Below are 13,575 nucleotides of genomic sequence, written 5' to 3'. Positions count from 1 at the left end.
ATTCTGAAAATAAATGAGTACTATACTGGGCTTGTACTTAAAATACGATTGGGATGATCAGGAGGAGCTTTTAAGTGAAAAAGATGATGTCGCTCATTATTTCAATATCTCTGGTTGCGGTTGTAGCTGGTTGTGGTTCCAAATCGGGAGAAACAGAAAAAGCTTCTGCGGTTGTAAAGACGAAAGACACCATCACGATGGTGTGGTATCCGAATGAGTCTGGTGCAGATTTGAAAAATGCACGGGATGAATTAGGGAAAGTGATTGAAACAGCGACAGGAAAGAAAGTTGAGCATAAAACAACTACGGACTACATCATTGCGATCGAGGCGATTGCTAACGGAAGTGCGGATGTTGCTTATATGGGCCCACAAGGCTATGTGGAAGCCAATGCTAAAAACAAAAAAGTTCAACCACTTGTTGTTCCCAGTGGAGAGTCAGGGACATTGGATGATGCGGTCTATTTCAGTTGGATAAATGTACGTAAAGGTGAGGAAGCTCCCTATAAAAATAGCAATGGCTTTGGTATCGATCCGATAGCTGGCAAGAAGTTCTCATTCGTTTCCAATTCCTCAACATCTGGTTTTAAAGTGCCATCAGCTGGAATTATCAGTTATTTCAGCAAACAAGACAAATTCAAGAGTCTAACACCAGATGATTTACTTCAAGGCGGTAAGGATAAGTTTTTCACTGAAGTGATGTACGGAGGCTCGCATCAAGGGTCTGCTGTGAATCTACTTACAGGCAAAGCAGATGTAGCAGCCTTCTGCGATACTTGTGTGGCTAATTATGTTGATCTTGAATCGGGAACAGCGAATAAAGCTGGTGCCGTGTACAAAGTGAAACAGGGAGCAGCGGAACCTTTTAACACGCTAATTGGCAAAGAGTTTACGATTATTTCTTCGACACCGGTGCTTAACTCACCATTTGCTATCAATACGGGGACAATTAGTGTTGAAGATCAGAAGAAACTTCGAGATGTATTTACGTCAGAAGCTGTAACCAAGAATCCAATGGTGTTCCTGCCGAAAGATTCAATGGATTCTGGCCTATTCAAGCAAAAGACGGGCAAAGAAAAATTTCTACCTGTTGAAGATGCGTGGTTCAATCCAGTCAGAGAACTATCTAAGTGAGAAAGATGATTTCGCCGGCTTATATAACTTATTGAGGGAGCGCCCATGACAACGTTATTGGAATTCAAGCAGGTGTCCAAACAATATGGGATAGGTACGTGCGCGTTATCAAATGTTAATTTTACAGTTAGAGAGGGAGAGTTCGTTTCGATTATCGGACCCTCCGGTGCAGGGAAGTCGACACTGCTTCGCTGTATGAACCGTATGATTGACGCCAACAACGGTGAGATCATTTTTGACGGGGACAATATCATGGATTTTAACAAAAGGGAATTAAAACGGCTGCGTACACGGATGGGCATGGTATTTCAACATTACAATCTAGTAAACAGATTAACTGTGATTGAGAATGTTCTTCATGGAAGACTTGGGTATAAGTCAACGTTGGAGGGAGTTCTCGGGCTGTATACGAAGGAAGAAAAGCACCATGCGTACGCTGTTTTAAAAATTCTTGGCATTGAAGATCAGGCTTATAAGCGATGTGACCAGCTAAGCGGCGGGCAAAGACAACGTGTTGGTATCGCGCGTGCGCTCGTTCAGGAGCCCAAATTAATGCTCTGTGATGAACCGATAGCATCCCTTGACCCGAATGCCTCCAGAGTTATCATGGATCATTTGCGCAACATTTCATCTACGATGGGAATTACCATTATTGTTAACCTTCATCAAGTGGAAGTAGCGCTTAAGTATTCAGACCGGATTATTGGTGTGAACAAGGGGGAGATCGTCTACGACGGTCCTCCTTCAAGCATTAAGCACCAGCAGTTATCTATGATCTACGGTGCAGAGCTTGAGGAACATGCCGATAAGATGGAGAGCAGTTATGCAGGATAATTTCTTTCTCCGCAAACGGATGAATACGATGCTCTTCTGTGCCATTATGCTGGTCATTACGGTGATTGCCATCATCATTACGGAGTACAATGTCATTAAAGGCTTTACCTCGATACCGAAGGCAGCGGAATGGGCTTTTAATAATTTTTATCCCAATGAGAAAGCATTAAAAAAGCTTCCCGATATTGCAACAAGCCTGGTTGAAACGTTGCTCGTTTCCGTAGCTGCAACTACCGTTGCCGCAATCTTCGCGTTGTTATTCGCCATAGCTGGTTCCCATACAACGGGTGTCGGCGGAATTTTCAGCTGGATAAGTCGATCCATAGCTACCTTATTTCGTAACATTGATGTTGCCGCATGGTCGATGATTCTACTGATTTCTTTTGGGCAAAATGTGCTAACGGGGTACTTCGCTCTGTTCTTCGGTTCGTTCGGATTCTTGACCCGTGCCTTTATGGAGTCCATTGATGAAGTAAGCAACAGTTCTGTGGAAGCTTTAAGGGCTACGGGAGCAAGCTATTTTTCAATTATTTTTCAATCGGTTATCCCTTCTAGTATGCCTCAATTGCTTAGTTGGATCTTGTTTATGGTAGAAACGAACATCCGACACGCTACTTTGATTGGCATTTTGACAGGAACGGGCATTGGCTTTCTGTTTAATCTCTACTACAAAAGCTTAAATTATAGCTCAGCATCTTTGGTTGTCATTTTCATCGTAATTACGATATTCCTTATAGAATCGGTTTCTAATTACGTCAGGAAGGTGATTTTGTAAATGGGACTTCAGGAAGCCATTAGAGCCGTCTCTGACACGGATATGGAACGGTTTAAAGTTCTTCGGAAACGCAGGGGGACTATACCGTTTAATAAGCAAGCCTGGGTGATTCGATTAACGTTATTGGGATTGGTCGGATTGACGATCTATGGATTTATTACATTTGATTACAAGGATATTCAAATGTTGCAAGCCATTTCTCAAACAGCGCTGACGATTAAGACGATGTTTTTTCAACCAAGTCTTCATCACTTTACGTTTATTGAGGCACTTCAGCAAATCACGATTACACTAGGACTAGCATTTCTAACAACTCTGTTTGGTGCCGTTATCGCGCTATTTCTAGGCTTGTTGGCTGCCTCAAATCTAAGCAATCCGAAGGTGTCGCTCGTCATTAAAGGTGTTGTGGCTTTCATTCGAGCAGTTCCAACGGTATTATGGGTGTTGATTTTTGCCATTGCAGCAGGTCTTGGAAGTGTGGCGGCCGTGATTGGCATGACGTTTCATTCTATCAGCTACTTGGTCAAAGCCTATTCGGAATCATTCGAGGAACTGGATAAGGGGACGATTGAAGCCTTGAAAGCAAGTGGCGCTAATTGGTGGCAAATTGTTTTTCAAGCCGTGATTCCTTCCTCAGTCAACTATTTAATATCATGGACCTTCATGAGATTTGAGATCAATTTTGCAGTTGCAGTAGCGATGGGTGCAGCAGCAGGTGCGGGTGGTATTGGTTATGATATGTTCATGGCGAGTTCCTTTTATTATGATGTACGAGAAATTGGGGCCATTACGTATTTTATTCTCGCTTTTGCGATCCTGATTGAAATCATTGCCTCGAGAATCAAGAAGAAATTAAGAAGTTAATGGTTCATGCATGAAGCTTGCGGGGAAATAGGAATCGAAAGTAATTAACAGCTGTCGTTCGGTGTTCTTAACCGGGTGGCAGCTTTTATTGTTAACAATAGTATGACGTAGTTTTAATCCCCATTTAACAGGTAGCTTGTATAGTATAAAGAGGGACCCGAATATACAAACAGGGAGATTACAACTATGGGCATTCATACTTATTTTAGGTCTTTAAATGAGCTAGAGAGAATCATTCGATGTCCAGGGAAGTTCAAGTTTGAAGAACATAGTGTGGCGGCTCATTCATGGAAAGTTATTCAGTATGCCAAAACACTAGCGGATATCGAAGAGAAAAATGGTGCAATAATTAACTGGAAAAAGCTTTATGAAATCACCAGCAGTCATGATTATGGTGAAATCTTCATTGGAGATATCAAAACGCCTGTCAAACATGCGTCACTTGAACTCCGATTATTGATCCAACAAGTAGAAGAAGGAATGGTCTATAACTTCATTGAGGAACATATTCCCGCTGAGTTTAAAGAGACATTCCATAAACAACTGCAAGAAGGTAAAGATGGTTCAATCGAAGGACTCATTTTGGAAGTTGCGGATAAAATGGATCAAGTGTACGAGGCTTTTGCTGAGATACAAAAGGGAAATACAGAGAAAGAATTCGTTACGATGTATCGAAATGCGTTAATTAAAATTAAAAACATTGATTTATTCTGTGTAGACTATTTCTTAACTAACATTCTCCCCGATATGGTCAATGATGAGATGGTTTCACTTGTTGACATCAAAAGGATAACGGAAGAGGCGTTGGCTGACGTACAAATCGAGGCAGGAAGATTGGGATATAGGGCAGGAAATCGTACAGTAGCCACGATGGCAGTGAATGAAGTGTATCAATCATGAACATACGTAAGGAAAAAGCATGTTCGATCAATGAGATCATTGATGAAACATGCTTATTTTTGTTCTGTCCGCAGGCAATTAGAAGGGGAATACCCGCGGCGGTTCCGTCAATTCGTCATCACTTATTTCCAGCAGCTTGAAGCCTAATCGACATAGAAAGCGATAAGTTGTACATACTAAACCTGGTAATTGGGCGATGCACATTTCTTCTTCAAAAGTTAACGTTGACGTTAACGTTTATTAGGATTATGATAATCACATCGCGATAGAAATCGATGTGGATGGGAGTGTATACATGGATAAATTCAAAATTGATGATGTAGCCAAAGAGAGCGGATTGACGAAGCGAACGATTCGATACTATGAGGAAATTGGAGTATTATTTCCACCAGAACGAAGTGAAGGCGGCATGCGCTTATACACACGTAAGCATATCGAAAGATTGAGTCAAATCGTAAATGCCAGAGATGTCCTCGGATTTTCACTTATGGAGATTCAGGATTTCGTAGCGATTCGCGAGAAAATGGACGAGCAAAAAGAAGTGTATTTAAAAACGGGGGAAGCTGAGCAAAAGCTGCAGCAGCTGAAAGAAATGAAGATCATGGTTGACCAACAGCTAGATATGGTGGATCAGAAGCTCAACAAAATGACTGAATTTCGTAAGGAAATGGAGCACATTCAGAAACGAATCAACGATGGTATCACTAAAATGTCAACATAAAAGGAGTCTTTCGTAATATGCAACCTACAGCTACGAGTAAGGCCAATACGGCCTCACATCCGCAACAGAATACGCAAAAAGTCAGTATGTTTAGTCAACCGAAAGCGGTATGGGCGGTCGTTTTCGCCAGTATTATCGCTTTCATGGGTCTCGGTCTTGTCGACCCGATATTGCCCGCTATCGCTAAGAAGCTCCATGCTTCCCATAGTGATGTTACCTTATTATTCACGAGTTATAACGCCGTCATGGCTGTAGCCATGCTGATCACAGGCGTCGTCTCGTCCCGACTGGGCATCAAAAAAACGCTGCTCGCTGGCATCATCATCATTGCTCTCTTCTCGGCATTGGGTGGTATGTCAAATAGTATTTGGAGTCTTGTTTGGTTACGTGGAGGATGGGGGCTCGGTAACGCGCTATTCGTCGCAACCGCGTTGTCCGCGATTGTATCTTTGTCCAAAACAGGCGTTGCACGTTCCATTATTTTGTTCGAAGTAGCTGTTGGTCTAGGGATTTCCGTAGGCCCTCTGTTGGGGGGAGAGCTGGGAGCTATCTCTTGGAGAGGTCCATTCTTCGGCGTAGCTGGTCTCATGGTCATTGCTTTCTTCATGATTCTATTTATTATGCCTAAACCGCAAACCCAAATTCGTCCCCAAAAAGCTTCATTGGCCGATCCATTCCGCGCCTTGAAATTCAAAGCACTTCGTACATTCGGAATCGCAGCTTTTCTTTATAACTTCGGGTTCTTCACCTTGCTTGTATATGCCGCACTAGTCTTGGGCAAGTTAGGATTGGATGAGCATCAACTCGGTTACGTCTTCTTAGGCTGGGGACTTATGCTTGCCTTTACCTCTGTCTTTACGGCGCCGAAACTGCAGAAACGTTTTGGAACTGTGCCTTCCATGTGTGTTCAATTACTATTGTTCGCTGTTACCTTATTCGTGATGGCCAATTGGACAACGGACAAAACCGTCATTATCATCGCAGTTATCGTCGCGGGTGCTTTCTTAGGAAACAATAATACCTTAATCACGACCGCAGTCATGAATGCAGCGCCCGTCGAACGACCAACGGCTTCTGCAGCCTATAGCTTCTTGCGTTTCATCGGAGGCGCCATCGCCCCATTCCTAGCAGGTAAACTGGCTGAATGGTTCAACCCGCATATGCCGTTTATTGTCGGCGGTGCATGTGTTGTTGTCGCGGTTATCTATCTTTGGTTGAATCGTCAGCATTTGAAACACGTGGATGAAGTCGAGAGCGCACATTAACATATTCGAAGAGCCCGCTAACCAGCGAGGCTCTTTTTTTGGGTTCAAGACAATTTCACGGGGTGGACATGCAAAAAGTTCAGGAATGTGGCGAAAGTGGGGAATCCCATTGTTTGAATTGTTCATAGAACTTGTGATAATTCACTATGAATCAGCCCATGAATCTTCTAACATTAGCCTCAGTTGGATATGGAATGGGGGTGAACATAAAGCTGACAGAGGGATGTCTCAGTAGGATTGAAGTACCGCTTGTCTCAGTTTAGAACGAAAGGATGAGAGCCGTGTACGTTCATTCAAATGAAAAATTGGTAGGTAAGTTGTTCATTGTAGGATTGATAGTTACGCTATTCCTGTCATTGTTTTTGACCACACAAAAGGCAGAAGCTGCAAGCGTTACCATTCCAAGTAATGGCGTTCAAATAAAGGATAGTGCAGGAAATCTTTTGCAAGCGCATGGCGGAGGTATCATTAAAGTAGGAACTTATTACTACTGGTTTGGCGAAAATAGAAGCGGAGATAACTTAGTCGCTTGTTACCGCTCTACGGATCTCAAAACATGGGAATTCCGCAACAATGTACTCAAACATTCGTCTGATCCAGAACTTGCGACTGCGAATATTGAGCGGCCTAAAGTCATTTACAATGCCTCTACAGGTCAATTCGTTATGTGGATGCACAAAGAAAATGGGGTTGATTACAGCGAAGCAAGAGCAGCAGTTGCTTACTCTTCAACCGTTGATGGCAACTACACCTGGCAGGGCAGCTTCCAACCACAGGGTCAGTACATGTCTCGTGATGATACCTTGTTCGTGGATGACGATGGATCCGCCTACTTCATTTCATCTGCCAGAGAAAATTTAGATACGCATATTTATAAGCTTTCTTCCGATTACCGATCCATTGCCTCCTTGGTTCAGAAGGTTTGGGTAGGTTCTCAACGTGAAGCAGCTGCTATGTTCAAAAGGAATGGCGTCTACTTCCTCGTGACCTCGGGAGCAACCGGCTGGGCGCCGAATCAGATGAAATATGGGACAGCTACTAGCATCTCAGGGACATGGAGTGCGCTTAGCAACGTCGGAGACGGTACTTCCTTTGATTCTCAGCCAGCTTATATTGTTCCTGTTCAAGGTACTTCCACAACATCCTATCTTTATATTGGGGATCGATGGGCAGGTGCATGGGGAGGCATTGTGAATGACTCGAGGTACGTATTCCTGCCGATATCGTTCCCGTCGAATACGTCTATGAGCCTTACGTATTATGACAAATTAACGATAGATACGGCGACGGGGACGATTTCGGGATCGAATTACAGCATTAATTCAACTACGAATTATAAGATACTCAATCGAAATAGCAATAAGTCACTAGCTGTTAGCGGGTCGGATAAAACGCTCAGTGCAGCGCCGATTCAGCAGTTTACGGATACGACAGCGCTGTTCCAGAGATGGCAATTCGTGAAGAAAGCGAATGGTTACTACAGTATTATCAACAAACAAAGCGGCAAATATATGGATATCAACGGACAATCCACGGCGGATGGTGCAACGAACATTCAGTATGCTAGCAATGGCGGAAAGAATCAAGAATGGCTGCTGGTTGATCTAGGAACTGGCTATTATGCCATCGAGAATCGCAATAGCCGTAAATTTATGGATATCAGTGGCAGCTCAACTGCAGATGGCGGACAGAACATCCAATATACGTGGAACGGCGGCAATAATCAGCAGTGGACGATTAATTAATTGAAGTGTGAAGCGAGGTATGGAGCGATTCCAGGCCTCGCTTTTTTTTTCTTACATAATCGTCATAGAATTGATCACGTTCTTCCCTGAAATTATCATAGACAGTGCAGTAGCCGAAGGCTAACATGGTATCATAGCGCATAGTTGGCACTAGGTTGTCTTACAGGGGGGAACCGGCGATGTATAAAATTCTGGTCGTGGATGATGAACCGACAGTTAGTGCGGGGATTAAAAGTTATTTGATGAGATCAGAGCTAGGAATTGAGCATGTGGAAACAGCGCTGAACGGGTTCGAGGCGTTGGATTGCTTACGCATGGACACCTATGATCTCGTATTGACGGACATACAGATGGGGATGATGAATGGCATCGAACTGATGGAAGCGATTCTTCTCGAGCAACCGCATCTTCCGGTTATCGTCATTTCAGCCCATGAGAAGTTTGATTTTGCCAAGAGAGCACTCCGATTAGGTGCTAAGGATTATTTAATCAAGCCTGTAGAGCTGGATGAACTGATGCGAGTGGTCGGCAAGGCGCTCCAAGAGAAGAAGGAAATGGGCAGACTGACGCTGCAGCGACCAGAAGCGGATCGTAGTCAAGACGGCCATTTGCTCAAAAAGAGGCACGAAGCGCTCATCGAATTGGTAACGGAAACCGATTTGCAGGAGAAAGATTATGAAGATCTGCTTCGTGAAATCGGCAGTTCACTCAAGGAGCAAGGCTATTGGTATGGGATCGCCGCCGTTCATTTGAACCTGAGCAAGGGCGGGTTTAGTAATCAAGACATTACATTGATGGACCGAAAGCTTTTGAAATATGCATCGGTGAATATATTGGAAGAAAGTCTATCGGATTGGTGTGGTGTCGCCTTTTACGGATTCGGCAATCAGCTTGTTTGTGTGATCCAATTGGAAGCTTCCGATAACGTGGACACGCGGCTGCCGATGAATTCGCAACTGAATCTGATCGGTCAAACGATCATTATTAATCTGAAGCAATATTTGAATGTGGACGTCACCGTCGGAATGAGTACACTTAACCCGGATTTGTCGATGCTGCCAAAGCTGATGGAAGAGGCGAATGCGGCCATTGAATGGCGCAAGCTGCACCCCGATAATAATGTACTTTATTATGAAGATATGTCGGCTTTAGGCAATATGCGAATGATGGAATGGGCAGCCAAGGTTGAAGAGATCGTGCTCCACATGAAGACGGTGGACGAGGCTAAGCTGGCTCAGGAGCTGCAATCTGCTGTGAAAATACTGGCTAACTTGTTGCATTCAGAAGGTTTGTTTCATAGTTGCTTCGGATTATTGGTGTACCGGTTGTATGGGTTGCTCTTTGATAATGGACAAGAATCAAGCAGTTCCTTCCGCCAGTATGATCCGGATGTTTATTTTAGAGGGATGGAAATCAGTCGAAAAGTAGCTTGTCTTGAGGAGTATGTTCAAGGGCTCTCTGATGTGATACGTGCCTGTATTAGTGAGAGGGATCAGACGGTTGTATCCCGCATAACGGCGTACATCTACAATCATTATGGCAACCATGAGCTGAAGATTCAGGATATTGCAGGTGAGGTTCATTTCAGTGCGGCCTATGTAAGTTATTTGTTTAAAAGGGAAACCAATCAAAACGTTTGGGACTTCGTCTCCGAGGTACGGATCGAGGAAGCGAAGCGTTTGCTTGCCGTAACGGATTTGAAGCGGTATGAAATTTCGTATCAAGTGGGATATCAGTCGCCGGAGCATTTTAGCCGAATGTTCAAACGGTTCATCGGAACCTCTCCGGCCGATTATCGTAAAGAGATCAGGGGGAATTAAACTGAAGCTTCAATATAAAGTCATTGTGGCATTCTGTTTGTTCATCATTGGGCCGTTTCTAATCGTCGGCTGGATCTCCTTCTCACGAACCTCCGCTACGATTAAGGATGAGGTTGGGAAAACGATGCTTCAGCTCGTGAAGCAGAATCACGCAACGGTGGAGAATTCCTTGTCTTCGGTCCGAGATAAAACGGTTACTTTTCTGGATAATCATTTTTTCAGCAATCCCAAACAATTCGCGTTTTGGACGCATATTGAGAGTATCAATGCCTTAAGCGAAGCCGATACGATTCTGGATCGCTGGTCATCGGATGGCACCGAATATGCGATCTATATGGGGAATAGAGGAAATCAACCTTTTCCAGTCAATGCACTTTATAAAAAGCAGGGGCTTATTTATTTGGATAGCAGCAGTACTTACCCGGAGTGGGCGTTACAGACACAAGAAGAGAAGGGGGCTGGAAGTCTTCGACTAGCCAAGTCGAGTTCAGGACAGCCAACGGTAACGTTTACACGTAGTATTTTGAATCCGGAAAAATATGATGAATTGATTGGCTTTCTCGCCGTTTCCAAAGTGGAGGTTTTATTAACCAAAAATCTCGTGTCGGTCCAACTGCCCGATCATGCAGGGGTCTTCTTATTCGATGACCGGGATGAACTGTTGTTGAAGTCGGGTTCGGCAGACATGGAGCTGTCGGAATTGCCAGATGACCTTCGCAATAAATCGAATGGCTATTATTATTCGGAGTCCAAATATCTCTACGCTGTATCCTATGAGTTTAAGTTCAATACGCGTTTAATCTATAAAATTCCGTTGGATTCCATTATGGGAAAACAGACGAGCTTTCAACAGTTAATCATGGTGATGTTGGCCATCTATTTAGTTCTCGTGTTACTGTTTGTCTTGTATTTGCTGCGAAATATTATTAAACCGTTGGCTCGATTAGTTACCTTCACGCGTGTGTATGAGCTGGGTAGACCTTTTGACTTTGGAGATCCGTCATCACGTTCACGATCGGATGAGTTCGGCGTATTGTACACGGCGTTTATACGTATGACGGGCAGGCTGAATGAATCCATTGAAGAGAATTATGGGATGAAAATCAAACAGAAGGAACAGGAGTTGAACACACTCCATTCCCAAATTACACCGCATCTCCTGTACAACACGTTGGATTCTATCTATTGGTACGCGCTAGAAAGCGGCAATCACGATGTAGGCGGCATGGTGAAGGATTTATCGAAGCTGCTGCGCATCGGGTTAAGCAAAGGCAAGAGCATGATTCCGATCAGCGAAGAGTTGGAGCATGTACGTGCTTATATTCGGCTTCAAATGAAGCGTTATCCAGGTAACTTCGAAGTGTTCTGGGACGTTGATGAAGACCTCGACGTGTACAAAATGCCCAAAGTCACCATCCAACCGTTGGTGGAGAACGCGATTTTTCATGGTATTCAGAGCATGGATGGGGAAGGCCATCTGTGGGTTCGATTGAAGCGACTCGAAGATGAGATTCATATCCTTGTTGAGGACAATGGATTTATTCCGGTGAATCTCGATAAGCTTCGCATGATTGTCAGCGGGGACATAGACGACAAAGGCTATGGCATTCGCAATGTTCACCAACGCATACAGCTGCATTATGGCGATAGCTATGGGTTAAGCTACCGTCTGCGGGACGGCGGCGGGCTCATCGCTACGATTGTGATTCCGATTCATCCAAGTGAATAACGTGAGGAAATGATCCGGCCTGTGGCCGGATTTTTTGTTTTTTTAAAAGTAAAATGCATAAAACAGAATTCCCTTCTGCGCAAGAGAAATATCCCGTCGGCCCTCGCACGCTAGCGCACAAATATTGTGCGCAAGGGAAGTGTCCTGGTCGGCCGTCGCACGCTAGCGCACAAATATTGTGCGCAAGGGAAGCGTCCGGTCGGCCGTCGCACGCTAGCGCACAAATATTGTGCGCAAGGGAAGCATCCGGTCGACCATCGCACGCTAGCGCACAAATATTGTGCGCAAGGGAAATATCCCGTCGACCCTCGCATGCTAGCGCACAAATATTGTGCGCAAGAGAAGTATCTCGTCGACTGTCGCGTGCTAGCGCACAAATACTGTGCGCAAGGGAAGTATCTCCGTCGACCGTCGCGTGCTAGCGCACAAATATTGTGCGCAAGAGACGCGACCGGCCGGCCGTCGCACGCTAGCGCACAAATATTGTGCGCAAGGGAAGCGTCCGGTCGGCCGTCGCACGCTAGTGCACAAATATTGTGCGCAAGGGAAACATCCCGGTCGACCGTCTCATGCTAGCGCACAAATATTGTGCGCAAGAGAAGTATCTCGTCGACCGGGGGTGCATGCCGCCTATTCTCAGTTTTGGACAGCGTACCAGGAGTCGCGGCGCAGCCGTATTTTACAAGTGACAGTGGTGATTATTCCATACATGTACTTGCTGAGTATTCATCACGTTCTTATGCGGATACATCATCGAAATAAGGGATCCCGTATTCTATACTTAATTTAACAGAGAAAGGAGTGGACGCAGTGAGAGAGACAGCCGCACCTGCACGAGAGGCAGGGCAGACACGATACCGCGCAAAGGGAGTTAAGTTTTGGCGTAACTTCTGGCAATTCAGAACGCTGACATTGATGCTAGTACCTGCAGCCCTCGTGCTATTGCTAAATAATTATTTACCGATGTTCGGGCTATTCATTGCCTTCAAGAAAATCAACTATGTCGATGGTATTTGGGGGAGTCCTTGGATTGGCTTCGATAATTTCACATTTTTATTCAATAATGGATCTTTGTGGAGAATTGTGAGGAATACGGTAGGCTACAGCATGACGTTTATGATTGTGAATTTGATCTTATCCGTGGCTATTGCCTTGGCACTCAATGAGCTCCGGAGCCGAATAGCGGTCAAGAGCTATCAAAGTTTTCTGATTATGCCCCATTTTTTATCCATGATCGTCATTAGTTATCTTGTTTATGCGTTCCTGCACCCAACACATGGCTTCATTAATTCCACGGTTTTAGAATGGTTTGGCAAAGCACCGGTGTCCTGGTATATGGAGAAGGAATATTGGCCCTTTATACTCACAGTGGTCAGCGCTTGGAAAGGCGTAGGTATCGGTGCCGTCATCTACATCGCAGCGATCGCCGGCATTGATACTGAGTATTATGAGGCAGCAGTCATTGACGGAGCCTCGAAGTGGAAGCAGATGATGCATATCACACTACCTTCGATTATGCCTATTATCATTATCATTACAATTCTGAATATGGGACATGTGTTCAATTCAGACTTTGGACTATTTTACCAAGTACCGTTAGATTCTGGTGTCTTATATCCAGCTACCGATACCGTAGATACGTATGTGTACCGTGTTTTGACGCAACTGAATGATATCGGCATGTCCTCCGCAGCAGCTATGGTACAGTCGGTTCTAGGCTTCATTATGGTATTTCTGACGAATGGAGCAGTCCGTCGAATAAATTCGGATCAAGCTTTATTCTAATTGA

10 protein-coding genes and 1 pseudogene are annotated in these 13,575 nt (G+C 44.5%); all 11 read left to right on the top strand.

Going from position 1 to position 13,575, the window contains the following annotated elements; genetic code table 11:
• Window positions 1–74 precede the first annotated feature (74 nt).
• The 11 genes and pseudogenes from GC096_RS06300 to GC096_RS06250 all read left to right on the top strand — a co-directional run bounded on the left by GC096_RS06300 (window position 75) and on the right by GC096_RS06250 (window position 13,571).
• Window positions 75–1,133, top strand: coding sequence for a PhnD/SsuA/transferrin family substrate-binding protein (locus GC096_RS06300; protein WP_171629404.1), 1,059 nt, complete (start codon window positions 75–77; stop codon window positions 1,131–1,133).
• A gap of 45 nt (window positions 1,134–1,178) precedes the next feature.
• Window positions 1,179–1,967: a phosphonate ABC transporter ATP-binding protein gene (phnC, locus tag GC096_RS06295; protein WP_171629403.1), complete on the top strand. Its 789-nt coding sequence runs from the start codon at window positions 1,179–1,181 to the stop codon at window positions 1,965–1,967.
• Complete coding sequence (locus GC096_RS06290) at window positions 1,957–2,742, top strand: PhnE/PtxC family ABC transporter permease (RefSeq protein WP_171629402.1); 786 nt, start codon at window positions 1,957–1,959, stop codon at window positions 2,740–2,742. The genes phnC and GC096_RS06290 overlap by 11 nt, the downstream gene beginning before the upstream one ends.
• Window positions 2,743–3,606, top strand: coding sequence for a PhnE/PtxC family ABC transporter permease (locus GC096_RS06285; protein WP_376769475.1), 864 nt, complete (start codon window positions 2,743–2,745; stop codon window positions 3,604–3,606).
• Between the two features lie 186 nt (window positions 3,607–3,792).
• Window positions 3,793–4,416 (top strand): annotated as a pseudogene (locus GC096_RS06280) (YfbR-like 5'-deoxynucleotidase); the annotation flags it as partial.
• Between the two features lie 385 nt (window positions 4,417–4,801).
• On the top strand, window positions 4,802–5,227 hold the full coding sequence (locus tag GC096_RS06275; protein ID WP_171629400.1) for a MerR family transcriptional regulator: 426 nt from the start codon (window positions 4,802–4,804) through the stop codon (window positions 5,225–5,227).
• Between the two features lie 17 nt (window positions 5,228–5,244).
• Window positions 5,245–6,492 (top strand): MFS transporter, encoded by a 1,248-nt coding sequence (locus GC096_RS06270; RefSeq protein ID WP_171629399.1) that lies wholly within the window; start codon window positions 5,245–5,247, stop codon window positions 6,490–6,492.
• Between the two features lie 281 nt (window positions 6,493–6,773).
• Window positions 6,774–8,237 carry an RICIN domain-containing protein gene (locus tag GC096_RS06265; protein WP_312886203.1) on the top strand — a complete coding sequence of 488 codons (1,464 nt, stop codon included), beginning with the start codon at window positions 6,774–6,776 and terminating at the stop codon, window positions 8,235–8,237.
• Window positions 8,238–8,416: 179 nt separating this feature from the next.
• On the top strand, window positions 8,417–10,057 hold the full coding sequence (locus GC096_RS06260) for a response regulator transcription factor (RefSeq protein ID WP_171629397.1): 1,641 nt from the start codon (window positions 8,417–8,419) through the stop codon (window positions 10,055–10,057).
• Window positions 9,945–11,786, top strand: a complete 1,842-nt coding sequence (locus GC096_RS06255; RefSeq protein WP_171629396.1) for a sensor histidine kinase — start codon at window positions 9,945–9,947, stop codon at window positions 11,784–11,786. Before GC096_RS06260 ends, GC096_RS06255 begins: the two co-directional genes overlap by 113 nt.
• Before the next feature lie 810 nt (window positions 11,787–12,596).
• Window positions 12,597–13,571, top strand: coding sequence for an ABC transporter permease (locus GC096_RS06250; RefSeq protein WP_312886202.1), 975 nt, complete (start codon window positions 12,597–12,599; stop codon window positions 13,569–13,571).
• Window positions 13,572–13,575: the final 4 nt, after the last annotated feature.

It is taken from the genome of Paenibacillus plantarum (assembly GCF_013141695.1).
Classification (GTDB): Bacteria; Bacillota; Bacilli; order Paenibacillales; family NBRC-103111; genus Paenibacillus_E; species Paenibacillus_E plantarum.
This window is presented reverse-complemented; position numbering and strand designations above follow the sequence as displayed.

What these genes read in the sequence shown, in the direction of transcription:
- phnC (WP_171629403.1), top strand. Translation starts at nt 1,179, where the DNA reads ATGACAACGTTATTGGAATTCAAGCAGGTGTCCAAACAATATGGGATA.
- GC096_RS06290 (WP_171629402.1), top strand. Translation starts at nt 1,957, where the DNA reads ATGCAGGATAATTTCTTTCTCCGCAAACGGATGAATACGATGCTCTTC.
- GC096_RS06285 (WP_376769475.1), top strand. Translation starts at nt 2,743, where the DNA reads ATGGGACTTCAGGAAGCCATTAGAGCCGTCTCTGACACGGATATGGAA.
- GC096_RS06275 (WP_171629400.1), top strand. Translation starts at nt 4,802, where the DNA reads ATGGATAAATTCAAAATTGATGATGTAGCCAAAGAGAGCGGATTGACG.
- GC096_RS06270 (WP_171629399.1), top strand. Translation starts at nt 5,245, where the DNA reads ATGCAACCTACAGCTACGAGTAAGGCCAATACGGCCTCACATCCGCAA.
- GC096_RS06260 (WP_171629397.1), top strand. Translation starts at nt 8,417, where the DNA reads ATGTATAAAATTCTGGTCGTGGATGATGAACCGACAGTTAGTGCGGGG.
- GC096_RS06255 (WP_171629396.1), top strand. Translation starts at nt 9,945, where the DNA reads ATGAAATTTCGTATCAAGTGGGATATCAGTCGCCGGAGCATTTTAGCC.